This is a genomic window from Pseudomonas sp. LBUM1678, assembly GCF_059695575.1.
In genome coordinates this window covers 2,726,381-2,748,009 of the sequence record NZ_CP166775.1, presented here as the reverse complement: position 1 = coordinate 2,748,009, position 21,629 = coordinate 2,726,381, and the positions used below count along the sequence as shown (strand labels likewise).

Sequence of the window (21,629 nt, the reverse complement as noted above, 5' to 3'; positions counted from 1 at the left end):
TCGCGCAGCTCGGCAGCTGCTACAGGGTTTGTGGTGAGTCAGTCGCGGCGTTTGAGGGTGTCGGACGGCAATTCGCCGAACTGTTTGCGGTAGTTGTCGGAGAACCGTCCCAAGTGCAGGAAGCCGTAATCCATGGCCACTTCCGTGACGTTGCGCACGTTGCAGGTCGGGTCGCTCAGGCACAGGTTGATGCGTTCGAGTTTCTTTTGCCGGATGTAGTTTTTCGGTGAGGTGCCGGCATTGCGCTCGAACAAGCCGTACAGCGAACGCAGGCTCATACTGGCCTGGCGCGCCAGTTCTTCACTGTCGATGTCTTGCTTGAGGTTGTGCGCGATGTAATCGGCAATCGCCTCGAACGTCGCTGACGACGAACCGAGGCTGCTGCGGATGACGTTGGTTTTCATCAGGCTGAGCATCTTGCTGACGATGATCTGCGCGTAGTGCTCCTGCACCCGGGGGATCTGCTCGGTGGCTTCGGCTTCCTGGCAAATCATCGCCAGCAGGCCAACGAAACCTTCCAGCTGATCGAGCTGATAACGGTTCTCCAGAAACCGCACGCCCTGCCCCGGATAGCGCCAGCGTTGCTCCTCGCACACCGATTCAAACAGCCGGGTGGGCACTTTGAGGATGAATTTTTCGCAATCGTCGGAGTACGTCAGGTCCACCGGATCGTCGGGGTTGATCAGCAGCAACTCACCCGGCGCAAAGTAATGTTCCTGACCGTGACCTCGCCACAGGCAATTGCCGCGCAGCAGCACTTGCAGGTGATAGATCGTTTCCAGCGCACCGGAGGTCACCCGCACGCTGGCGCCGTAGCTGATGCGGCACAGGTCGAGGCTGGCGAATTTTCGATGATCGAGGCTGGCCAGCGGACGGCCGGCCCTGGGCATCAGGATGCAGTGGTTGCCGACGTGCTGATTGACGTAACCCGACACCGCGTAAGGGTCGGCATGGTCGAATATTCTGCTGCGCTGACTCAATAATTGCGCGTGCATCATCGGGTCACTCTCGTTGTTCTTATGGGCTGCGTCGGGTCATTCTAAGGCAGTACTTGCAGCGGTGTGTCAGTGGGCTGACCTGTGGGCAATTCTGGCCCTATCGCGAGCAGGCTCGCTCCCACATTTTGACCGCGTTGACCCTGAAGAAACCCGGTCAACTGTGGGAGCGAGCCTGCTCGCGATGGGGGCATCAGCCTCAACATCAACGTTGACTGACACTCCGCTTTCGTCGGAACGCCGCCCGGAGCAACCCCGCCCCCACAAAGTTTCGGCAATCGAGGCGATCAATCCTCCAGCGCACGCACCCGTTCGTGGCGCTGCTGCTCATCCGGTTGCGCAGACATCTGCAAAGTGAAATCAAAGTCGATTTCTGCAAACTGCCCCCTGACCCCATGCGCCGCTGCACGCTGCGGATCGTCGCTGAAGGTGATGTGGGCAATCAGCTCGTCGCGGGTGGCGTAGGCGAAATCGTCGTGCAGGTATTGGTCACCGTCGAGGTTGATCTGGGTGGTCAGGTGACGATGGTCCGGCGCGGAGATGAAGAAGTGAATGTGCGCCGGCCGCTGGCCATGACGGCCCAGTTGATCGAGCAATTGCTGGGTCGGACCGTCCGGCGGGCAACCGTAGCCCGACGGCACGATGCTACGGAAACGATAGCGACCCTCGGCATCGGTGACGATGCGGCGGCGCAGGTTGAACTCCGATTGCGTGGTATCGAAATAGGAATAAGTACCGCCCGTGTTGGCGTGCCAGACATCCACCACCGCACCAGCCAGCGGTTCGCCTGCGGTGTTGCGCACCTGGCCCTGCATAAACAGGACCACGCCCGGATCGACGCCATCATCCAGTCGCGCCTCACCTTCAGACAGCGGCGCACCCGCCACATACAGCGGGCCTTCGATGGTCCGTGGCGTACCGCCCGCCTTTCCCGCCTGCTCGTCTTCGGCGTCCATCAGCAAGTCCAGGTAATGTTCCAGACCCAGCCCTGCGACCAACAAACCGGCTTCCTGACGCGCGCCCAGCACGTTGAGGTAGTTGACGGCTGTCCAGAATTCTTCCGGGGTCACGGCCAGGTCTTCGATGATGTTCACCGAATCACGCAGAATGCGGTAGACCAAGGCTTTGACCCGCGGGTCGCCGGCGTCGTTGAGCAAGCCGCTGGCGTCTTCGAGAAACTTCTGGGCACTGGCAGTGTGGGAAATCTTGACGTTCATTTTGGGTGGTTCCTCATCTTGTAATTATTAGCGTAGCGAACTGAACAGGCTGGGTTCAGCGGTCATCCTCGCGGATGGAAGAAGGATGTCGGCACATCGCGTCGACCTCGATCGCCATGTACGGAAACAGCGGCAATTGCATCAGCAGGTCGTGCAGATCCTGAACGCTGTCGACGTCGAAAACGCTGTAATTGGCATAGTGCCCGGCGATGCGCCACAGATGACGCCACTTGCCTTGCTCTTGCAGGCGCTGGGCCAGGGCCTTTTCATCGGTCTTGAGTTGGGTGGCGAGGTCCGGATTGATGTCGACCGGCAGATTCACGGTCATTTTTACGTGGAATAGCATGATGCTCTCCTCAGGCTTGATGAACGGAAGTGGATGTTTTGTCGCGACGGAAAAACGCCAGGCGTTCTTCATCCAAACTCAGACCAAGGCCCGGTGTCTGCGGCACGTGCAACGCAAAATCGCGATAGACCAGCGGCTCGCTGAGCAGGTCTTCAGTCAGTAGCAACGGGCCGAACAGCTCGGTGTCCCAGGCCAGTTTATTCAGAGTGATAAAGGCATGGGCCGAAGCCAGCGTGCCGATCCCACCTTCAAGCATAGTGCCGCCGTACAAACCGATACCGGCAGCCTCGGCGATGGCGGCAGTGCGCAACACGGCGCGTGGACCGCCATTCTTGGCGATCTTCAAGGCGAACACCGAAGCGGCCCCTTCGCGTGCCAGATTGAAGGCGTCTTCCACGCATTCGATGGATTCATCGGCCATGATCGGCGCCGGGCTCATGGCATTCAGACGCGCCATGCCGGCGCGGTTGTTGCGCGAGATCGGCTGTTCAATCAGGTCGATGCCGTTGCTGCCCAGTATCCGGCAGGCGCGCAGTGCGACGGCTTCGTCCCAGGCCTGATTGACGTCGACCCGCACGCTGGCGCGATCGCCCAGGGCTTTCTTGATGGCGATGACGTGGGCCAGGTCGCGATTGACTTCGCCGGCACCGATTTTGAGTTTGAAGATCCTGTGGCGACGCAGGTCGAGCATTTTTTCCGCTTCGGCGATGTCTTTGTCGGTATCACCGCTGGCCAGGGTCCACGCCACCGGCAGCGCATCACGAACCCGGCCGCCGAGCAACTCGCTGACTGGCAGGCCAAGGCGTTTGCCCTGGGCGTCGAGCAAGGCGGTTTCGATACCTGATTTGGCGAAGGTGTTGCCACGGATGCTGCGCTCCAGGCGCAACATCGCCGCATTCACATTGCCGCTGTCCTCACCGATCAGCAGGGGCGTGAAGTGTTTGTCGATGTTGGTCTTGATGCTGTCCGGGCTTTCGTTGCCATAGGCCAGGCCACCGATGGTGGTGGACTCGCCGATGCCTTCGATGCCATCGGCGCAACGCACGCGGATGATCACCAGGGTCTGGTTCTGCATGGTGTGCATGGCCAGTTTGTGCGGGCGAATGGTCGGCAGATCGACGATGATTGTCTCGATCGATTCAATGGCTGTTGCACGCATGTCGATACCCGTCAGGTTCTTGAAGTTCTGAATTGGATTCTCGTACGGCTTTTTGCCCACGGCCAATATAGAATTGGTCTGGCTCGATACCTTAAAGGTATTCAACTGATCAATGCCTGGAGGCACCATGGAACTGCGTCACCTGCGGTATTTTCAGGTGTTGGCTCAAACCCTCAACTTCACCCGCGCCGCCGAATTGCTGCACATCGCCCAGCCGCCCCTGAGCCGGCAGATCCAGCAACTGGAAGATGAACTCGGGGTGATATTGCTGGAGCGCGGCCGTCCGCTGAAGCTGACCGACGCCGGGCGTTTCTTCCATGAGCATTCCACCGCCCTGCTCGAACAATTGGCCAAGGTGTGCGACAACACGAAGCGGATCGGTCTGGGGGAAAAGACCTGGCTCGGCATCGGCTTTGCGCCTTCGACGCTGTATGGCGTGCTGCCGGAACTGATTCGCCGTTTGCGTAGCGGCGAGCCACTGGAGCTTGAGCTCGGGCTTTCGGAAATGACCACGTTGCAACAGGTGCAGGCGCTCAAGGCCGGGCGCATCGACATCGGTTTCGGGCGGATTCTCATCGACGACCCGGCGATCATCCAGACGGTATTGACCGAAGACCGGCTGGTCGCCGCCCTGCCCGCCGGCCATCCGTTGCTGGCCGGGCCGATCAGCCTTCGCCAACTGGCCAAGGAACCTTTTGTGCTGTACCCCGGAAATCCGCGCCCCAGCTACGCCGATCATGTGATTGCACTGTTCGAATCCTACGGTGTGAGCATCCACGTGGCGCAATGGACCAACGAACTGCAAACAGCAATCGGACTGGTGGGGGCCGGGATCGGGGTCACGCTGGTGCCCGCTTCGGTGCAGTTGCTGCACCGCGACGACATTGGATTCACCCCGCTGCTGGAAGACAACGCGACTTCACCGATCATTCTCAGCCGACGCGTGGGCGACGTGACGCCGGGGTTGAATCATTGTTTGAAGATGATTGATGAACTGTTGCCTCCGGGCTAAAACCGTGATGCTTTATGTAGGAGCTGTCGAGTGAAACGAGGCTGCGATCTTTTGACTTTGATTCTTAAAAAACAAGATCAAAAGATCGCAGCCTCGTTTCACTCGACAGCTCCTACAGTGTCTGGCGGTTGTTCAATGCGAATCCCCATCCCACAGCCAGTTCCAGATCCCCGGTAACTTCTCTGCCTCTGAACCGCTGCTGACGGTGCGCGCCAGAGCCGCCCGTTGCAGCGCTGCGGTGTCGTCATAAAACGGTTTCTGCGCCAAGGACATGCCGGTGGCACGGGCGCTGTCGAGGAGTATTTGCAGGTATTCGCGGGCATGCCGGGCGGTGTAGCGGTTCAGGTCGTGGAAGGTCACCACCACCGGAACCACACCGTCCACCGTCGGCAACTCGCCCAGCGCAATGCGTTCACGCACTTCGGACAATTGCCGCAGCATGTTGGCCCGCCGACGCGGGCTGGCATTGAAGCCCCAGATCTTGCCGTCGTTGGCGCTCAGGTCGGTCAGCAACAGGTGCAACCCGTGCCGCTGGTAGGCAGCAAACACACGCTTGTCGTAATTCCAGAACGGCGGGCGCACCAGGGAGGGTGGCGCGCCGGTGATCGCGGCGATGTCGGCACTGCCTTTGCTCAGCGACTGCTCCAGCTCTTGCGGGCTCAGCGAGCGGTGATTGGTGTGTGTATGAGTCGCCGTGTGGAAACCCAGCACATGCCCTTCAGCCTGTTCCCGGTGCATGACCCCGCGCCCGATGTCGCTGTCGCCGGCCCGTGGTGCGCCGGTCTGAACGAAGAACACCGCTTTGATCCCAGGTTGCACCGGGTTCTGCGCGAGGCTGTCGAGCACCGTCATGCTCGGGTTCCAGAAACTCGACGCGCTGGGACCGTCGTCGAAGGTCAGCAGGAAGCGGATCGGTGGCTGCTCGCGCAGGCGCTGCTCGGTCTGTGGGGTCAGTTCGATCGGTGAGGCGATGCAGCCAACCAGCCCGGCAGCGAGGACGAGCGCAGAGAGAACCTTGAGCAGCTGTTTCATGGTTTGCCTTGGGCCAGACCGTTACGGTCATCACGTTAACGGCAAAAACCCTTCGCCCATTCATCCATTGTCGGCCCGCAGGTGGCTGCAGGCCGAAGTTGGATCAGGGTACACAGTGTTTGGTTCCAGCGCTCATCCTCATGGATTACTGCGCCAGCGACTGCTGGAACGAGCTGTCGATAATCGGTGCGGTCGCCAATGCCGCCGGCAGCGCCTTGACCTTGAACAGGAAGTCCGCAGTGCTTTGCAGATCCTCTGCCGCCTGCGCATCCACCGGGCCGACGGTCATGTGAGCCTGACGCAGCCAATGGCGCGACACGTTCTGGTCGAGGTTGGCCTTCTTCGCCCAAAGGTCGGCGTACTCGTCAGTGTGGTTGTCGACCCAGGCCCGGGCTTTTTTCAGGCGCACCAGGAAGTCGGCAATGGCTTCGCGCTTGCTCTCGATCGACGGTGTCGACGCGGCAATGGCGCTCAGGCCGGGCATGAGGTTTTTCGCCGTGAGAATCGGCCGGGCGCCGGAGAACAGAATCTGTTGGGAAATGTACGGTTCCCACACTGGGAACGCGTCAATGCTGCCTTGCGGCAACGCGGCGGCCGCGTCGATCGGCATCAGTTTGATGAAGTCGACGTAGTCTTCCGGCAGATCGGCTTTTTCCAAGGCGCGCAGGGTCAGTTGCTGGCTCCAGGCACCGGGCCAGTAAGCGACTTTCTTGCCCTTCAGATCGGCAATGGTTTTGACCGGTGAATCCTTGGGTACCAACAGGGCAATGGTGTCGGGGTTCTGCCGCGACACACCGATCAACTTCACCGGCGCCTGTTTGGCCGCCAGGAACAGGAAGCCGGAATCACCGAGAAAGCCCACGTCCAGCGCGCCGGTGTTCAGCGCTTCGGCCAGCGGAGCGGCAGCCTGGAAATGCTTCCAGTCGACGGTATAGGGCGCCCCTTCCAGCACTCCCGACGCCTCCACCGAGGCGCGAACGTTGTAGTAGTTCTGATCCCCGACGTGCAACACGACGGGTTCTGCGGCATGGCTCAATGGTGCGGCAAACATTGCACTGATCAATAGACCGCGCACAAATCGGGACAGGTTCATCGAAGGCTCCAGGAACGAGATTCGTATAGACCCTAACGCTCTTACTGCCACGTTTATAAATTCGATTTATGCATAAGCTCATGACCAGGAAAAGTTACTGTTCGCCCAGCAACAGCGACTCAACAGACTGTCTTCACCGGTGCAGCCCATTCCCTCCTCCTCGCCGCAAAAGCCCCGAAAACCTGCCACTGCGAGACATGGCACAGAGCCTGCACTATTCCTTTTATGCAGGAAGCATTCGTAAAAAATAATTATTTGGACATAAGAATCTCGCCGCCTTGCCCGGAGCCGTTCCATGAAACCAACCTTCCGCTTTCCTAACCTCAGGTTCCTGCTGAGCGCCTGCACCCTGGCTTTGACCCTGCAACCCGTGGCGCAGGCAGCCGACACCGAACCGGCCGAAGTGCATCTGGATTACGCCTATTACTCGCCGGTGAGCCTGGTGCTCAAGCACTTCGGTTTCCTCGAAAAAGCATTGCCACAGACCAAGGTCAGTTGGGTGTTGAGCCAGGGCAGCAACCGTTCGCTGGAATACCTCAACAGTGGCGGCGTCGACTTCGCTTCGTCTGCCAGCCTGGCCGCCGTGCTCAGTCGCGCCAACGGCAGCCCGATCAAATCGGTTTACGTGTACAGCCGCGCCGAATGGACCGCGCTGGTGGTGCGCAAGGATTCACCGTACAAAACCGTGGCTGATCTGAAGGGCAAGAAAATCGCCGCCACCAAAGGCACCGACCCGTACCTGTTCACCTTGCGCAGCCTGCAACAGGCCGGCCTGAGCAAGGAAGATGTCGAGCTGGTGCACTTGCAGCATCCGGACGGTCGCACCGCGCTGGAAAAAGGTGACGTCGACGCCTGGGCCGGCCTTGATCCGCACATGGCGGCCAGCGAAGTTCAGGCCGGTTCGCGCCTGCTGTATCGCAACACCCACTTCAACAGCTACGGCGTTGTCAGCGTCACCGACACCTACGCCAAGGAACATCCGCAGACCATCGAAACCGTCCTGAGCGCCTATGAAAAGGCCCGTGACTGGGCAGTGAAAAACCCTGACGAACTGGCGAAGTTGCTCGCGACCGAATCCGGCCTGCCGCTAGAAGTGGCCAAGCTGCAGCTGTCGCGCACCGACCTGAGCAGCCCGCAATTGACCGCCAAGGATGTGATCGCCTCCAAGGCCGCCGCCCCGATCCTGGTCTCTGAAGAACTGGTTCGCCGTGGGGTAAACGTCGACCAGGTGATCGATCAGTTGATCGATACCGGTTTCAAGGAAACCGTGGCCCGTCAGTAACAATAAAAGCTCGCAGCCTCGCTTCACTCGACAACTGCTACACGGAAATAGGCGTTCCTTGTAGCAGCTGTCGAGTGAAACGAGGCTGCGATCTCTTGATTTTGCCCGCGCCTGGCGCGGATTCGTCGTGACTGGAGAAACCCATGACAAGCAAAAGCAAAGAACTGCCCGCCTGCCTGACACTGCCTGCACCCCGTCGCCTGAGCAATGCCTGGCAGTTGCGCCTCAAGGGCCTGGCGCTGCCCGTGCTGATCATTCTGGTGCTGGAATTCGTCGTGCGCATCGGCTGGCTGCCGTCCTATCAAATGCCGGCCCCGAGCGAGGTCGCGTTGACCCTCAGTGACCTGGCCGAGGGTGCGCTGTGGAAACACATCAGCGCCAGTCTGCTGCGGGTGCTGCTGGGTTTCGCCATTGGCGCCAGCCTGGCCCTGGTGTTCGCCGCGTGGGTCGGTTTGAGCCGCGAAGCCGAAGCGTATCTGGAACCGACGTTCGCCGGTTTGCGCTCGATTCCGAGCCTGGCCTGGGTGCCGCTGTTGCTGCTGTGGCTGGGCATCGACGAGACCTCGAAAATCGTCCTGATCGCCATCGGCGCATTCTTTCCGGTGTACCTCAACGGCGTCGCGGCCATCCGCGACATCGATCGCAAACTGGTGGAAGTCGGGCAAATGTACGGCTTCAGTCGGCGGCGCCTGGTGCGGCGGATTCTGTTGCCCGCCGCCCTGCCCGGCCTGTTCACCGGATTGCGCAGCGGCATGAGCCTGGCCTGGATGTTTCTGGTGGCCGCCGAACTGATCGCTGCCACCAAAGGACTGGGTTATCTGCTTAGTGACGGGCGCGAAACCTCACGCCCGGACATCGTCCTGGCCGCCATCATCGTATTGGCGCTGCTGGGCAAACTCAGCGACGGCATTCTCGCCGGCCTGGAGAAACGCTTCCTGGCCTGGCGCGACACCTTCAACGGCCAAAGCGCCGAGGATTGAGCCATGACCGAACACCTGCTGGACATTCGCGTCGAGCGCAAAACCTTCGCCGCCGTTACGGTCCTCAAGAACATTCATTTGCAACTGCAACCGAGGGAAACCGTCAGCCTTCTGGGCCCCAGCGGCTGCGGCAAAAGCACCTTGCTGCGGATCGTCGCCGGCCTGGAAAAGGACTTCCAGGGGGAGCTGCGCAACAACGCCGGGGAGGTCGCGTTCGTTTTTCAGGAACCCCGGCTGATGCCCTGGCTGACGGTTGAGCAAAACATTGGTTTCAGCGCCGACAGCCATTACGACAAGGCCTGGGTCGCACAATTGATCGAAGAAGTCGGCCTCGGCGGCTTCGCTCAGGCGCTGCCAAAAGCCTTGTCCGGCGGCATGGCGCAACGGGTGGCGATCGCCCGCGGCCTCTACTCGCGACCGCAGGTTTTACTGCTCGACGAACCATTCAGCGCAGTCGACGCTTTCACGCGGATGAAACTCCAGGACTTGCTGCTGCAACTGGCCGAGCGTCACGCCATCGCCCTGCTGCTGGTGACGCACGATGTCGATGAAGCGCTGTACCTCAGCGATCGCGTGTTGGTGATGGACAATCGCCCGAGCAGTATTCGTCAGGAATTGGCCGTGGAGCTGCCCCATCCTCGCGACCGGCGGGACCCGTTGCTCGCGCAATTGAAGGCGTTGTCGTTGACCGAGTTGCAGCGTGCGCATGTGATTTGATGGGTGTCCGTGAAATCCCCTTCGCCGGCAAGCCGTGCTCCTACACTGAAAGCTCCAGCCGGAGGATTAGCCGATGTGCGGACGACTGTCGCAGTACCGTGGCATTCACGACTTTGTCGCGGTGCTGAGCATTCCCGACGCGCTGATCAACCATGTCGGTGATGAACCGCTGGCCCGCTACAACGCCGCGCCCACCACCCAGCTCGCGCTGCTGCACCTTGAGCCCGATGGGTTGCACGCCGATTCGGTGCGCTGGGGATGGCGCCCGCATTGGGCAAAGGATCGCGCGGCACCAATCAACGCCCGCGTCGAGAAAGTCGCTCACGGCCCGTTCTTCCGGGCGATCTGGCCACACCGTGCGATTGTGCCGATCGACAATTGGTTCGAATGGGTCGATGCCGGCGATTCGACGAGGCAGCCGTGGCTCATTCGTCGACGGGATCGGGCGCCGATCTGCTGCGCGGCCATCGGTCAGTTTCCCCATGTTGGCAGCGAGCCGCGTAGCGACGACGGTTTTGTCATCATCACGGCGGACAGCGTGGGTGGCATGCTCGACATTCATGACCGGCGACCGGTTGTGTTGTCGGCGGAACTGGCGCGCGAATGGCTGGACCCGGCCACGCCCAAGGAACGCGCCGAGCAGATGGTGCTTGCACAAGGTGAAGTCAGCGAAATGTTCGAGTGGTACAGGGTCGATAAAGCCGTGGGAAATGTCAGGAACCAGGGTGCGATGTTGATTGATAAGCTTATTTAAAGTGGATCCATTCCTTGGCCTGAATAACCACACGACATAAACGTTACACAGACTGTCTCATATCAGAAACACTTGTCGATGTGCGACCAAACGACGCATTAACCGCTTGTCCGACAATCGAATCATCGTACATACATTTAGTAACGCTACAGCTAGCATGCGCGCCGCATTTCCGTCGGCAGTATCCAGTTGACCAAAGAGTCAATAACTAAGGAAATCCCTAAATCTAACAAGCCTTGCAGAGAACTAAGTTGCGCGACGATCTTGTAATTAATCAAGTCAGCGGTCTGGAGTGCGTGTACCTGTCGCTGACAGAACGCTATCAACTTGACTGTTTTATCGGGCAATACATAAAGACCCGAAACCTGCATTCCATACCCAATATCAACGACATCCTGCGCTCAACCCTCGCAGCCTACTCCGGCAAACCGCCGGTCATGGTCAACGAGCTGAATGCCTGGATCGACAAGACGTTGGGCTATCGAGCCTCCCACCCTGATTTTCCGCCACTGGAAGATCTTTGAGGTGATGCGAAGAGGCCCATCAAGGCCTCTTTTTTCAGCTCTGATTATTTGCACAAGGATTGCACCGCAGACTTTCCGAATGCCCTGTTCGACGACTTATACAAAGCCCTTGCGGACTTTCTATTCACTTTAACCGCGGTGCTTCAGGCACACCCTGACTTTGTGGCGAGGGAGCTTGCTCCCGCTGGGCTGCGTAGCGGCCCCAAAAAATGTGACAACAATGCCAATTTTTGTGAGCGCTTCGCACTCAAGCGGGAGCAAGCTCCCTCGCCACAGTTTTGTCACTGATTGAAAATAAGTGAACAGCATTTCGCATGACTGCGAGGATGCAAATCGATCAAGGCTTCAGCGGACGCTCTTGATCTCGGTCTGACAGCTCCCGACCGTCGTCATGCTTCCAGGTCTGCGTTGAACGCCTCTGCCGCTCAAGCTCTTCCTTGGTGGGTTCATCCTCTTCTTCATCCAGGTCCGTACGTTTAGGATCGTTGGCCATACTTACCTCGCTTCCTGATGGAATCCTCTTTAAGCGTAGAACAAGTTCCCGAGCGCGACTCAAAGCCACCAACGCAGCAAAAAGAAAAACCCCATGCTCAACAACATGCTGAGCAAGGTATTACGGGTGTACAGCACCAATCCCACCGCCACCAGCGAACTGATCAGGTACGGATTGTCCCACTGCAAATTCAGCTGTTTTTCCGGCATGAACACGATAGGCCCGCAGATCGCAGTCAACATCCCCGGCACGGCAAAACCGAGGAACTGCCGGGCGTTGCTGCTCAAGCGTAGCGGCAGCCTGGGTTCGAGGAATACGTAGCGGTTGAGGAAGACGAGCACGCCCATCCCGATAATCACAGCCCAGACCATCATGTGCGGCCCCCATAGAATTTGTTGCAGATAAAGCCTGCGGTCATGCCCAGCAACCCCGACAACACCAGCGCCGAACCCCATTGCCAGTAGCTGAACAACACCGAACAAAACAGCGACACCGCGACGCAGACCACCGTCGGAACGTTGCGCACCACCGGGGTGATCAGGGCAATAAAGGTCGCCGCGATGGAGAAGTCCAGTCCCAGGTGTTCGAGGCCGGGAATGCTGCTGCCCAGGACGATGCCGGCCAGTGTGAACAGGTTCCAGGCGATGTAAAACGTCAGGCCGACGCCCAAGGCGTACCAGCGATTGAACTGCTGTTTGTCATGCTGGCTGGTCAGGGCGAACAACTCGTCAGTGAGCAGAAACCCCAGCCCCACACGCCAGCGGCCCGGCAGCGGTGAAATCACCGAACGCAGGCTCATCCCGTACAGCAAATGCTGGGAGGTCAGCAGCAGCGTGGTCAGCAGAATCGAAAAAATCCCGGCGCCACCCTTGAGCATGCCGATGGCAACCAGTTGCGCGGCACCGGCAAACACAATGCTCGACAACCCCTGCCCCTGCAGCGGCGTGAGGTTGGCCTCGATGGCCATGGACCCGGCCAACAGCCCCCAGGGCGCAGTTGCCAGGGACAACGGCATGATCGCCACGGCGCCGCGAAGAAAGGCACTGCGCGGCATAAGTGAGTTCGACATAACGCTCTACAGCCAAGGAAAGTCACCAGACTGTGCCAGCAGTTGCGTTCGCTGGCTTGAACAATCTTGCGCACTTGCGCGCAACGTTCGCCGAATGGCTCTGAAGCGCTGTAAATGAAGAGAACCGAGTACCATGGAGCCATTCGCATAACGCGTCAGGGAGTCGACATGCTTTACCGAATTGCCGCCGATGGGCTGGTGCTGTTTCACCTGATGTTCATTCTGTTCGTGCTGTTCGGCGGGCTGCTGGTGCTCAAATGGCGCCCCCTGATCTGGTGGCACCTGCCCGCTGCTGGCTGGGGCGTTACCGTGGAGGTCTTCCACCTGACGTGCCCGCTGACGCAATGGGAAAACCTCATGCGCGAGGCCGCCGGGCAAACCGGCTACGGCGGTGGTTTCATCGAACATTATATTTGGCCGGTCATCTACCCGGCCGGGCTGACACCGGCGATTCAACTGGCGCTGGGCAGCGTGGTGCTGGCAATCAACGTTGTGGTCTATCTTCGACTGATCAGGCTGTGGAAGTTACGCCGGGCAGCCTGAAACACCCGCCGAGGATAGAAAATGCTGTCGATTGAAGACCTGATGTTGCTCGAAGCCATCCGCGAAACTGGCAGCCTGTCCCGGGCCGCCGCTCACTTGGGCAAAGCGCCGTCAACGGTGTCCTACGCGGCGCGGCAACTGGAAGAACGCTTCGACGCCTTGTTGTTCGACCGACGTCGCTATCGCTTGCAGCTGACCCCGGCGGGTGAGTTGCTGGTGAACGAGGCGGCGCGACTGATGCAAGACGTCTCGCGCCTGACCCAACGGGTGCAACAGGTAGCCAATGGCTGGGAGAGCCGGTTGTGGATCGTCACCGACGAACTGCTCGAGTTCGAAGCCTTGATCCCGGTGATTCACGAGTTCGATGCGTTGGAGTCCGGCGTACCGCTGCGCATCACTCACGAAGTGCTCAAAGGCGTGTGGGAAGCCCTGCGCGAAGGCCGCGCGGACTTGATCATCGGCGCCACCAATGAGCCGCCGGCGATCCCCAGCCTGCGCTGGATGCAGTTGGGGGAAATGGAGTGGGTATTCGCGGTCTCGCCCAAACACCCGCTGGCCAAGGCCAGGGAACCGATTTCACGGGCGATGGTTGCGCAGCACCGGGCGATTGTCGTGGCCGATTCGTCCAGGGTTTCCGAGGGCAGCACGTATGGCGTCTCCGGCGGCCAACCGGTACTCGCCGTGCCGACCATGCGCGCAAAGATTCTCGCCCAGTGCGATGGCCTCGGTGTGGGCTGGTTGCCCAGGCATCGGGTCGGCGCGTTACTGAGAAATGGAACGCTGGTGGAAAAACAGATGGCTGATCCGCGCGAGCCGAACATTCTGTACGCCGGCTGGCGCGGCGATCATGACGGTCGTGCACTGGGCTGGTGGCTGGAAAAACTCAAGCAATCTTACCTGTCCACAAAACTGGTCCAGGGCAGCGACCGCTTCGTTTGAACTCAGTTTGCAATGACACTCATATTCCGCCCACTGGCCTTGGCCACATACAAGGCCTTGTCCGCCGCGCTGACCAAATCGTTGGGCTGATCCTGTGAAGCCGGGTCATAGGCGCAACCCCCCACACTGACGGTCACCGTACCCTCCGGGCACTCGCTGTGTTCAATCCCCGCCTGCTGTACCGCGCGGCGGATTTTTTCCGCGACCAGAAACGCCCCCACATAGTCAGTGCCGGGCAACACCACCGTAAACTCCTCGCCGCCATAGCGGGCGGCCAGGTCGCCGGGGCGTTTGATGTTGTCCTTGATGATTGCGCTGATTTTGCGCAAACACTCATCGCCTGCCACATGCCCGTAACGATCGTTGAAGCTCTTGAAGTGATCGACATCGATCATCAGCATGGCGAGGTGGGTCAGGGTACGCCGGGCGCGGCCCATTTCCGCGAGGATGAACAGATCGAACTGACGCCGGTTGGAAAGCCCGGTCAGTGCGTCTTCGAGCGCCAGCAATTCCAGGCTGCGGTTGACCTCGATGAGCTTTTCCTGAGCATCGAGCAGCACACTCTGAATGTGATTCTGCTGTTTCATGAAGCGAATGAGGCGATAACCGAGCCCTCCCAGAAACACCAGCAGCAACAGCACGATGACAGCGCTGAGGATTGACTCCTCGCGCCAGCCGGCCAGCACGTCATCCTTGTCGAGAGCGGCGAAGACGATCAGCGGATAACCATCGACCCGTCGAAACCCCACCACTCGCTCGACACCGTCCACATATGACTTGACGGTGGCCGTGCCGGAATTGCCCTTGGGCAACAATTGCGTAAACAGCGGTCCCTTGGCGACGCTGGTGCCGACTTCGGCTTCGTTGAATGGCCGGCGAACGACGATCGAGGCGTCGTCGGCGATCAGGTTGATCACGCCGTTTTTGCCCATGTCGATGCTGTCGTAGAGCCCGAGAAAATGGCTGAGATAGATCGTTGCCAGCGCCACACCGGCGAAACTGCCATCCGGGTGATTGATCCGGCGTGACACGGTCATGATCCATTCGCTGGTCGAACGGCTCTTGATCGAGGGACCGATATGCGGGCCACGGTCTGGATGATCACGATGGTAGATAAAATACTCGCGGTCGGAATTGTTCGCACCGGGCATATCCGCACCGTTGGAATTGGCGATCCAGCCCCCTCGTTCATCGAATACGAACAAGCCATGGAGCTGACTCAGCTCACTGCGTTGGGTGCTAAGCAAACGTCGCAACCTGGGTAGCTGCGCCGCCGACACACCCTCGTTTTCGAGGCGGTCCACCAGGGTAAACAGCAGCGTATCGGCCTGCTTGATCGAGGATTGCGCTTGCGATGCCAACGTCTGAGCAAGGTTGGACATTGCCACTTCTTTGTCATGCAAATGGTACTGGCGCGAGTTCCAGGCTTCCCAGATCACAATGGCCGTCATGGAAAGGCACACCGCCACGAGCAGGACAACCGCGTAGCGGACCCTGAGCCTGGACTCGATCGGCTCGGGCTCCCAAGGCGCGGTGGGCCGGGTGTGTTCAATTCGGTCGTTGATGGACGGATGCCCCATGACGCTCCCTGAATCGTTATGACATGGCGACTTTTCCCGTTCGCCCTTTTTGCACCATCCAGTCGTGGATTGCGGTACCCCATCAGAAACAAGATAGGCGATCTGCTAGCGTTGTGACGGGTTTGTGTGGGTTGACGATGCCACACCACGGTTTTTAATTCGGCGTCTGCTTCACCGCTTCAAGCCAGGCGGGATTCAATTGCGTCTGCTCGGTGTCGAGGCCCAGCGCTTCCATTCGCGCCCTGTGTTGCTCCATTTCGCGGCTCAATTGGCTATGGTCGCTGGAGTTGCCGTCCAGTTCGTGCATCTGGCTCAAACCCAAATGGTAAAACCGCAGCAACTTCATGGCCGTCGGGTCACCCGCCTCCACCGCCGCCGTTACCTGATGCATCACATTGGTGATGCTCATCAGGCTGCGTTTGAGCTGCCAGCCGTACACCGCTGGCGCCATCCAGGCCTGAGACCAGAACGTGCCGCGCATCAGCGCCGCCATCAGCAGCAACGCGACAAACACGCCGCCGACATTAAACCGCAGATTGTCGCCCCCGGGCTCACCAAACAACGCCACCGCTGCGGTGGACAGCACCATTGCCAGGGCGAGGAATATCAGCGCAATAATTACCGTGCTACGCCGTGTCTGCTGTCGAAAGAGTTCGGCGTTCATCGGCTGGATTTCGAACATCGTGACGGGGTTCCTTGCTTCGATGGTAAAAGGCTCGGTGAGCGAAAAGACTGCGGGGCATTATCGCCCCTGCGCAGGATTTAGCTATGCTGGGCGTCTCTTCATCTTTTCATCATCAATCGGGGAACATGGCGATACAGCGCAGTTCGTGCCATCTTCTTTCATGGATACACACTATTCGGATGCCATTTGCCTGTATGAATGACATCGTTTTAAGGATCATTGAATGACCCAACGACATGTAATCAACGCCTCCGTCAGCCCTAAAGGCAGCCTGGAAACCCTTTCTCAACGTGAAGTACAGCAACTGAGCGAAGCCGGATCCGGCAGCACCTACACCTTATTCCGCCAGTGCGCCCTGGCCATCCTCAATACCGGCGCCCATGTTGATAACGCCAAGACCATTCTCGAAGCCTACAAAGACTTCGAAATCCGCATTCACCAGCAGGACCGCGGCGTACGCCTGGAACTGCTGAACGCCCCGGCCGACGCCTTCGTCGACGGCGAAATGATCGCCAGCACCCGGGAAATGCTGTTCAGCGCCCTGCGTGACATCGTCTACACCGAAAACGAACTCGACGCCCAGCGCATCGACCTGAGCACGTCCCAGGGCATCAGCGACTACGTGTTCCACCTGCTGCGCAACGCCCGCACCCTGCGCCCCGGCGTCGAGCCGAAGATCGTGGTGTGCTGGGGCGGCCACTCGATCAACACCGAAGAATACAAATACACCAAGAAAGTCGGCCACGAACTGGGCCTGCGCAGCCTCGACATCTGCACCGGTTGCGGCCCCGGCGTGATGAAAGGCCCGATGAAAGGCGCGACCATCGCCCACGCCAAACAGCGCATCCACGGCGGCCGTTACCTGGGCCTGACCGAGCCCGGCATCATCGCCGCCGAAGCGCCGAACCCGATCGTCAACGAACTGGTGATCCTGCCGGACATCGAGAAACGCCTGGAAGCTTTCGTGCGCGTAGGCCACGGCATCATCATCTTCCCGGGCGGCGCCGGCACGGCTGAAGAGTTCCTGTACCTGCTCGGCATCCTGATGCACCCGGACAACGCCGGCCTGCCCTTCCCGGTCATCCTCACCGGGCCGAAACATGCCGCACCGTATCTGGAGCAACTGGACGCCTTCGTCGGCGCGACGCTGGGTGACGCCGCGAAACAGCACTACGAAATCATCATCGACGACCCGGCTGAAGTCGCGCGCCAGATGACTCAAGGCCTCAAAGCGGTCAAACAGTTCCGCCGCGAGCGCAACGACGCGTTCCATTTCAACTGGCTGCTGAAAATCGACGAAGGCTTCCAGCGCCCGTTCGACCCGACCCACGAAAACATGGCCAACCTGAAACTCAGCCGCGACTTGCCCGCCCACGAACTGGCGGCCAACCTGCGCCGCGCGTTCTCCGGCATCGTCGCCGGCAACGTCAAGGACAAGGGCATCCGCCTGATCGAAGAACACGGGCCTTACCAGATCCGTGGCGATGCTGCGGTCATGCATCCACTGGATCAACTGCTCAAGGCCTTCGTTGCCCAGCACCGGATGAAACTGCCGGGTGGCGCGGCTTATGTTCCTTGTTATCAGGTGGTTTCGTAAGAAAGGGTGCCTGACAAATAGCCAACCCACTATAGGAGCGAGCCTGCTCGCGATGACGGAGTGACAGCCAACATCAATGCTGAATGGCACACCGCATTCGCGAGCAGGCTCGCTCCCACAGTAAAGCGGTGTCGAACGCCGGTTTTGTGCCCGACTCTTTCCCCTGTGGGAGCGTGGCTTGCCCGCGATGGCGGTGTGTCAGCCAACATTGATGTTGATTGACAGGACCTAATCGCGAGCAGGCTCGCTCCCACAGGGGAATGGGTGCATCCGCCAACACCAGGTCGGCTGTCAGGCCGCCATCGCGAGCAGGCTCACTCCCACAATTAGATCGGCGTACACCTTCCGCCCCTCACCACTCAACAGGCCGAGCGTTAGCTCGCCTGCAGCTCTTGATTTTGATCTACCCGCCCCGTCGGGAGGCCGAGTGGAGGCGTTCATCTGGGGGGTAGGCGCGAAGCGCCGTGCGGCGAAGCCGCACACATCGAGAGGAGGTCGAAGCGAAGCCGACCGGAGGCGATGCCCCCAGATGAATGCTGGAGCGAGGGTACGCCGAGCCTAGGCGAGGGGCTGGACGTTGGGGCGAAGCCTTTTGGTTACTTTTTGGCGTTTGAAAAAGTGACACGCCGTAAGGGCGGAACCATAAGCCGCCGTTACCGCAGGAATGGATATGTACACCTGAAAGAAATCGGTCGGCTGTCAGGCCGCCTTCGCGGGCAAGCCTCGCTCCTACAGGGACTGAGTGCATCCGGGGGGAACCTGGTCGGCCCGAAGGCCGCCAAGGTCAACCGCCCTGATTCCCACACGCCGCAAACTTGCTGTAATCAAGCACCTTCTGCACACCGCTGGAATCCAGATACGTCATCCTCGCATTCACAATCCCGCAATTCGCCCCGCCGTCTTCTACAGTAGAAATCACCTTCTTGATATCCAGGTGGGTACCGTGCGCCTGAACATCCGCATGGGCCGAAAACGCCGCAACGTTCAAGACAGCAAAGAAGCCAGCGGCAACCAGTTTGTTCCAGTTCATGATCATGTCCTCTAAGTCGATGGGCAGTGGAGCAAGGCAAGTCGCCCTGTCTCGATGGAACCCATTTAACCGGCCGGAGGTATCTGCCATGTGTCGTAAAACCGGGACTATTAAGGCGTAAGGTGTCACACAGAGCACCCGATACAGTTCGATACACACGCACCTGAAAAAACCCGTCTTGTATGCCCATGTATCAAAGTCACCACCAGATACAGTGAGATACAAAGGCCAGCAGGCAGGTGCGGTACGGCTCCCTAGAATGCGCGACGTGCGAATAACAAGAGGGTTGAGCAATGGAACACGTGAACCACATTTTGATCGTCGACGACGATCGCGAGATCCGCGAACTGGTCGGTAATTACCTGAAGAAGAACGGCCTGCGCACCACCGTGGTTGCCGATGGCCGGCAGATGCGCAGCTTTCTCGACGCCAACACCGTGGACCTGATCGTGCTCGACATCATGATGCCCGGCGATGACGGCCTGCTGCTGTGCCGCGAATTGCGCTCGGGCAAGCACAAAGCCACGCCGATCCTGATGCTCACCGCCCGCAACGACGAAACCGACCGCATCCTCGGCCTGGAAATGGGCGCCGACGACTACCTGACCAAGCCGTTCGCCGCCCGCGAATTGCTGGCGCGGATCAACGCCGTGCTGCGCCGCACCCGAATGCTGCCGCCCAACCTGCTCATCACCGAAAGCGGCCGGTTGCTGGGTTTCGGCCGCTGGCGCCTGGACACCACCGCCCGCCACTTGCTGGACGAAGACAACACGATGGTTGCACTCAGTGGCGCCGAATATCGCTTGCTCAGGGTTTTCCTCGATCACCCGCAGCGCGTGCTCAGTCGTGACCAATTGCTCAACCTCACCCAAGGCCGCGACGCCGACCTGTTCGACCGTTCCATCGACTTGCTGGTGAGCCGCCTGCGCCAACGGCTGATGGATGACTCCCGGGAGTCGACCTACATCAAAACCGTGCGTAGCGAAGGCTACGTGTTCTCCTACCCCGTGGAATTGCTCGGCGCAGAATCATGAAACTCTCCCTGCACTGGCCACGTACGCTGGCGTCCCGGCTGTCGCTGATTTTTCTGGCAGGCCTGATCGTCGCTCACGGCCTGTCCTTCGGCGTGCAGTTCTACGAACGTTATCGCAGTGCGGAAGCCATGCTGCTGGGCAACCTGGAAAACGATGTGTCGATTGCGGTCTCGATCCTCGACCGCTTGCCGGCCGCCGAACGCGCCGACTGGGTGCCACGCTTCGAGCGCCGAACCTATCGCTACTCGCTGGGCGAAGGCCTGCCAGGCACGCCAATCAACCTCAAGGATGCCCACGACGCGGTGCAGTCCATCCAGGACGCTGTCGGTGAGCAATATGCCCTGGCCTTCACTCGCATTGAAGACGCAAAGCAGCATTTCCAGGCGCACCTGAAACTCGCCGATGGCAGCCCGCTCACCATCGATGTCCGGCCGTCGGTGATGCCGCTGTCCTCATGGTTACCGATGGTATTGCTGGTGCAGCTGACCCTTTTATTGATCTGCACCTGGCTGGCGGTCAGAGTCGCCATCCGCCCCCTCACCCGCCTCGCTCAGGCAGTGGACACCCTGGACCCGAACACCCATGCGGTGCATCTGGACGAAAAAGGCCCGACCGAAGTCGCCCATGCCGCCCGGGCGTTCAATGCCATGCAGGCGCGCATTGCCGCCTACCTGAAAGAGCGCATGCAACTGCTGGCGGCGATTTCCCATGACCTGCAAACCCCGATCACCCGCATGAAGCTCCGGGCCGAGTTCATGGACGATTCCAGCGAGAAAGAAAAACTCTCGAACGACCTCAGCGAAATCGAGCACCTGGTGCGCGAAGGCGTGGCCTATGCCCGAAGCGTTCACGGTTCCACCGAAGCCAGTTGCCGAATCAATCTGGATTCGTTCCTCAACAGCCTGGTCTACGACTATCAGGACATGGGCAAGGCCGTGGAGCTGAACGGCGACAACGCCGGGGTTATTGATACTCGCCCCCATGCCCTGCGCCGGGTGCTGGTTAACCTGACGGATAACGCGCTGAAATTCGCCGGTGCCGCCGAGTTGCAGGTGGTATCGAAGGCCGACGGCAGTCATTCCATCAAGGTGCTGGACCGCGGGCCGGGGATCGCCGAAGAGGAACTGGCGCAGGTCTTGATGCCGTTCTATCGCGTCGAGAATTCACGCAACCGCAATACCGGCGGCACGGGCCTGGGCCTGGCCATCGCGCAGCAACTGGCTCTGGCCATAGGCGGTTCGCTGACCCTGAGCAACCGCGAAGGCGGCGGCTTGTGCGCTGAACTTACCCTCGCTGCCCACCACGTGTAGCAGCTGCCGAGCTGCGCGAGGCTGCGTTCGGCTGCGAAGCAGTCGTAGCTCAGCGAATGCGGTTTGTCGGATGCAACGCGGTTACAGGTTTTACGACTGCTTCGCAGCCGAACGCAGCCTCGCGCTGCTCGGCAGCTGCTACAGAACGTAGAAAGTCGAAGGGTTTTGTATCCGTCTGTATATGAACCCCGAACGGATACGTAGAAGCCGATTTCAGCGCGTTCGAGCACACATCGCC

At 59.7% G+C, this 21,629-nt stretch carries 23 protein-coding genes; 11 read left to right on the top strand and 12 right to left on the bottom strand.

Features of this window, described 5'->3' with window-relative positions; genetic code table 11:
* Positions 1-38: 38 nt before the first annotated feature.
* The 4 genes from ACA070_RS12695 to ACA070_RS12680 all read right to left on the bottom strand — a co-directional run bounded on the left by ACA070_RS12695 (position 39) and on the right by ACA070_RS12680 (position 3,717).
* Positions 39-998, bottom strand: coding sequence for an AraC family transcriptional regulator (locus ACA070_RS12695; protein WP_497451410.1), 960 nt, complete (start codon positions 996-998; stop codon positions 39-41).
* 284 nt (positions 999-1,282) lie between these two features.
* On the bottom strand, positions 1,283-2,212 hold the full coding sequence (gene catA, locus ACA070_RS12690) for a catechol 1,2-dioxygenase (RefSeq protein ID WP_497451409.1): 930 nt from the start codon (positions 2,210-2,212) through the stop codon (positions 1,283-1,285).
* 55 nt (positions 2,213-2,267) lie between these two features.
* Positions 2,268-2,558, bottom strand: coding sequence for a muconolactone Delta-isomerase (gene catC / locus ACA070_RS12685; protein WP_497451408.1), 291 nt, complete (start codon positions 2,556-2,558; stop codon positions 2,268-2,270).
* Between the two features lie 10 nt (positions 2,559-2,568).
* A complete protein-coding gene (locus tag ACA070_RS12680) occupies positions 2,569-3,717 on the bottom strand; it encodes a muconate cycloisomerase family protein (protein ID WP_497451945.1) in 1,149 nt (382 codons plus the stop codon).
* Between the two features lie 127 nt (positions 3,718-3,844).
* On the opposite strand from ACA070_RS12680, the gene ACA070_RS12675 reads away from it, so the two are divergent.
* A complete protein-coding gene (locus ACA070_RS12675) occupies positions 3,845-4,729 on the top strand; it encodes a LysR family transcriptional regulator (protein ID WP_497451407.1) in 885 nt (294 codons plus the stop codon).
* A 132-nt stretch (positions 4,730-4,861) separates the two neighbouring features.
* On the opposite strand, the gene ACA070_RS12670 is transcribed toward ACA070_RS12675, so the two are convergent.
* Together ACA070_RS12670 and ACA070_RS12665 are read right to left on the bottom strand one after the other, a co-directional pair.
* Complete coding sequence (locus tag ACA070_RS12670; RefSeq protein ID WP_497451406.1) at positions 4,862-5,761, bottom strand: polysaccharide deacetylase family protein; 900 nt, start codon at positions 5,759-5,761, stop codon at positions 4,862-4,864.
* 145 nt (positions 5,762-5,906) lie between these two features.
* Positions 5,907-6,812, bottom strand: a complete 906-nt coding sequence (locus ACA070_RS12665) for an ABC transporter substrate-binding protein (protein WP_497451944.1) — start codon at positions 6,810-6,812, stop codon at positions 5,907-5,909.
* Between the two features lie 337 nt (positions 6,813-7,149).
* On the opposite strand from ACA070_RS12665, the gene ACA070_RS12660 reads away from it, so the two are divergent.
* The 5 genes from ACA070_RS12660 to ACA070_RS12640 all read left to right on the top strand — a co-directional run bounded on the left by ACA070_RS12660 (position 7,150) and on the right by ACA070_RS12640 (position 11,111).
* A complete protein-coding gene (locus tag ACA070_RS12660) occupies positions 7,150-8,136 on the top strand; it encodes an aliphatic sulfonate ABC transporter substrate-binding protein (protein WP_497451405.1) in 987 nt (328 codons plus the stop codon).
* 143 nt (positions 8,137-8,279) lie between these two features.
* Positions 8,280-9,116, top strand: coding sequence for an ABC transporter permease (locus ACA070_RS12655; RefSeq protein ID WP_497451404.1), 837 nt, complete (start codon positions 8,280-8,282; stop codon positions 9,114-9,116).
* A 3-nt stretch (positions 9,117-9,119) separates the two neighbouring features.
* Positions 9,120-9,833, top strand: coding sequence for an ABC transporter ATP-binding protein (locus ACA070_RS12650; protein WP_497451403.1), 714 nt, complete (start codon positions 9,120-9,122; stop codon positions 9,831-9,833).
* A gap of 73 nt (positions 9,834-9,906) precedes the next feature.
* Positions 9,907-10,587: an SOS response-associated peptidase gene (locus ACA070_RS12645; RefSeq protein ID WP_497451402.1), complete on the top strand. Its 681-nt coding sequence runs from the start codon at positions 9,907-9,909 to the stop codon at positions 10,585-10,587.
* Between the two features lie 251 nt (positions 10,588-10,838).
* Entirely contained in the window at positions 10,839-11,111 is a 273-nt protein-coding gene (locus ACA070_RS12640; protein ID WP_497451401.1) for a hypothetical protein, read from the top strand.
* Positions 11,112-11,448: 337 nt separating this feature from the next.
* Here the strand turns inward: ACA070_RS12640 and ACA070_RS12635 are convergent, their stop codons facing one another.
* From ACA070_RS12635 to ACA070_RS12625, 3 genes are read right to left on the bottom strand one after another with little or no spacing between them, the layout of a single operon-like run.
* Positions 11,449-11,604, bottom strand: a complete 156-nt coding sequence (locus ACA070_RS12635; RefSeq protein ID WP_497451400.1) for a hypothetical protein — start codon at positions 11,602-11,604, stop codon at positions 11,449-11,451.
* A gap of 59 nt (positions 11,605-11,663) precedes the next feature.
* A complete protein-coding gene (locus tag ACA070_RS12630) occupies positions 11,664-11,975 on the bottom strand; it encodes an AzlD domain-containing protein (protein ID WP_165557448.1) in 312 nt (103 codons plus the stop codon).
* Positions 11,975-12,673, bottom strand: coding sequence for an AzlC family ABC transporter permease (locus tag ACA070_RS12625; protein ID WP_497451399.1), 699 nt, complete (start codon positions 12,671-12,673; stop codon positions 11,975-11,977). The genes ACA070_RS12630 and ACA070_RS12625 overlap by 1 nt, the downstream gene beginning before the upstream one ends.
* 168 nt (positions 12,674-12,841) lie before the next feature.
* Between ACA070_RS12625 and ACA070_RS12620 the strand changes: the two genes are divergently transcribed.
* Positions 12,842-13,216: a DUF2784 domain-containing protein gene (locus tag ACA070_RS12620; protein ID WP_497451398.1), complete on the top strand. Its 375-nt coding sequence runs from the start codon at positions 12,842-12,844 to the stop codon at positions 13,214-13,216.
* A gap of 21 nt (positions 13,217-13,237) precedes the next feature.
* The gene (locus ACA070_RS12615) at positions 13,238-14,155 is read left to right on the top strand and encodes a LysR family transcriptional regulator (RefSeq protein WP_497451397.1); all 918 of its coding nucleotides are present in this window, start codon (positions 13,238-13,240) and stop codon (positions 14,153-14,155) included.
* A 2-nt stretch (positions 14,156-14,157) separates the two neighbouring features.
* Here ACA070_RS12615 and ACA070_RS12610 read toward each other — a convergent pair whose 3' ends face one another.
* Positions 14,158-15,735, bottom strand: a complete 1,578-nt coding sequence (locus tag ACA070_RS12610) for a sensor domain-containing diguanylate cyclase (protein ID WP_497451396.1) — start codon at positions 15,733-15,735, stop codon at positions 14,158-14,160.
* Positions 15,736-15,889: 154 nt separating this feature from the next.
* On the bottom strand, positions 15,890-16,417 hold the full coding sequence (locus ACA070_RS12605) for a DUF3087 domain-containing protein (RefSeq protein ID WP_497451395.1): 528 nt from the start codon (positions 16,415-16,417) through the stop codon (positions 15,890-15,892).
* A 226-nt stretch (positions 16,418-16,643) separates the two neighbouring features.
* Between ACA070_RS12605 and ppnN the strand changes: the two genes are divergently transcribed.
* On the top strand, positions 16,644-18,017 hold the full coding sequence (gene ppnN, locus ACA070_RS12600; protein WP_497451394.1) for a nucleotide 5'-monophosphate nucleosidase PpnN: 1,374 nt from the start codon (positions 16,644-16,646) through the stop codon (positions 18,015-18,017).
* Between the two features lie 784 nt (positions 18,018-18,801).
* Here ppnN and ACA070_RS12595 read toward each other — a convergent pair.
* The gene (locus tag ACA070_RS12595; protein WP_497451393.1) at positions 18,802-19,047 is read right to left on the bottom strand and encodes a DUF2790 domain-containing protein; all 246 of its coding nucleotides are present in this window, start codon (positions 19,045-19,047) and stop codon (positions 18,802-18,804) included.
* A gap of 293 nt (positions 19,048-19,340) precedes the next feature.
* On the opposite strand from ACA070_RS12595, the gene ACA070_RS12590 reads away from it, so the two are divergent.
* Together ACA070_RS12590 and ACA070_RS12585 are read left to right on the top strand one after the other, a co-directional pair.
* Positions 19,341-20,081, top strand: coding sequence for a response regulator (locus ACA070_RS12590; RefSeq protein WP_497451392.1), 741 nt, complete (start codon positions 19,341-19,343; stop codon positions 20,079-20,081).
* Positions 20,078-21,391, top strand: a complete 1,314-nt coding sequence (locus ACA070_RS12585) for an ATP-binding protein (RefSeq protein ID WP_497451391.1) — start codon at positions 20,078-20,080, stop codon at positions 21,389-21,391. The genes ACA070_RS12590 and ACA070_RS12585 overlap by 4 nt, the downstream gene beginning before the upstream one ends.
* The last annotated feature ends 238 nt before the right edge of the window (positions 21,392-21,629 follow it).

What these genes read in the sequence shown, in the direction of transcription:
- ACA070_RS12610 (WP_497451396.1), bottom strand. Translation starts at nt 15,735, where the DNA reads ATGGGGCATCCGTCCATCAACGACCGAATTGAACACACCCGGCCCACC.
- ACA070_RS12655 (WP_497451404.1), top strand. Translation starts at nt 8,280, where the DNA reads ATGACAAGCAAAAGCAAAGAACTGCCCGCCTGCCTGACACTGCCTGCA.
- ACA070_RS12625 (WP_497451399.1), bottom strand. Translation starts at nt 12,673, where the DNA reads ATGTCGAACTCACTTATGCCGCGCAGTGCCTTTCTTCGCGGCGCCGTG.
- ACA070_RS12630 (WP_165557448.1), bottom strand. Translation starts at nt 11,975, where the DNA reads ATGGTCTGGGCTGTGATTATCGGGATGGGCGTGCTCGTCTTCCTCAAC.
- ACA070_RS12650 (WP_497451403.1), top strand. Translation starts at nt 9,120, where the DNA reads ATGACCGAACACCTGCTGGACATTCGCGTCGAGCGCAAAACCTTCGCC.
- ACA070_RS12635 (WP_497451400.1), bottom strand. Translation starts at nt 11,604, where the DNA reads ATGGCCAACGATCCTAAACGTACGGACCTGGATGAAGAAGAGGATGAA.
- ACA070_RS12670 (WP_497451406.1), bottom strand. Translation starts at nt 5,761, where the DNA reads ATGAAACAGCTGCTCAAGGTTCTCTCTGCGCTCGTCCTCGCTGCCGGG.
- ACA070_RS12615 (WP_497451397.1), top strand. Translation starts at nt 13,238, where the DNA reads ATGCTGTCGATTGAAGACCTGATGTTGCTCGAAGCCATCCGCGAAACT.
- ppnN (WP_497451394.1), top strand. Translation starts at nt 16,644, where the DNA reads ATGACCCAACGACATGTAATCAACGCCTCCGTCAGCCCTAAAGGCAGC.
- ACA070_RS12595 (WP_497451393.1), bottom strand. Translation starts at nt 19,047, where the DNA reads ATGAACTGGAACAAACTGGTTGCCGCTGGCTTCTTTGCTGTCTTGAAC.
- ACA070_RS12605 (WP_497451395.1), bottom strand. Translation starts at nt 16,417, where the DNA reads ATGTTCGAAATCCAGCCGATGAACGCCGAACTCTTTCGACAGCAGACA.
- catA (WP_497451409.1), bottom strand. Translation starts at nt 2,212, where the DNA reads ATGAACGTCAAGATTTCCCACACTGCCAGTGCCCAGAAGTTTCTCGAA.
- ACA070_RS12590 (WP_497451392.1), top strand. Translation starts at nt 19,341, where the DNA reads ATGGAACACGTGAACCACATTTTGATCGTCGACGACGATCGCGAGATC.
- ACA070_RS12620 (WP_497451398.1), top strand. Translation starts at nt 12,842, where the DNA reads ATGCTTTACCGAATTGCCGCCGATGGGCTGGTGCTGTTTCACCTGATG.
- ACA070_RS12665 (WP_497451944.1), bottom strand. Translation starts at nt 6,812, where the DNA reads ATGTTTGCCGCACCATTGAGCCATGCCGCAGAACCCGTCGTGTTGCAC.
- ACA070_RS12660 (WP_497451405.1), top strand. Translation starts at nt 7,150, where the DNA reads ATGAAACCAACCTTCCGCTTTCCTAACCTCAGGTTCCTGCTGAGCGCC.
- ACA070_RS12675 (WP_497451407.1), top strand. Translation starts at nt 3,845, where the DNA reads ATGGAACTGCGTCACCTGCGGTATTTTCAGGTGTTGGCTCAAACCCTC.
- ACA070_RS12585 (WP_497451391.1), top strand. Translation starts at nt 20,078, where the DNA reads ATGAAACTCTCCCTGCACTGGCCACGTACGCTGGCGTCCCGGCTGTCG.
- catC (WP_497451408.1), bottom strand. Translation starts at nt 2,558, where the DNA reads ATGCTATTCCACGTAAAAATGACCGTGAATCTGCCGGTCGACATCAAT.
- ACA070_RS12695 (WP_497451410.1), bottom strand. Translation starts at nt 998, where the DNA reads ATGATGCACGCGCAATTATTGAGTCAGCGCAGCAGAATATTCGACCAT.
- ACA070_RS12680 (WP_497451945.1), bottom strand. Translation starts at nt 3,717, where the DNA reads ATGCGTGCAACAGCCATTGAATCGATCGAGACAATCATCGTCGATCTG.
- ACA070_RS12645 (WP_497451402.1), top strand. Translation starts at nt 9,907, where the DNA reads ATGTGCGGACGACTGTCGCAGTACCGTGGCATTCACGACTTTGTCGCG.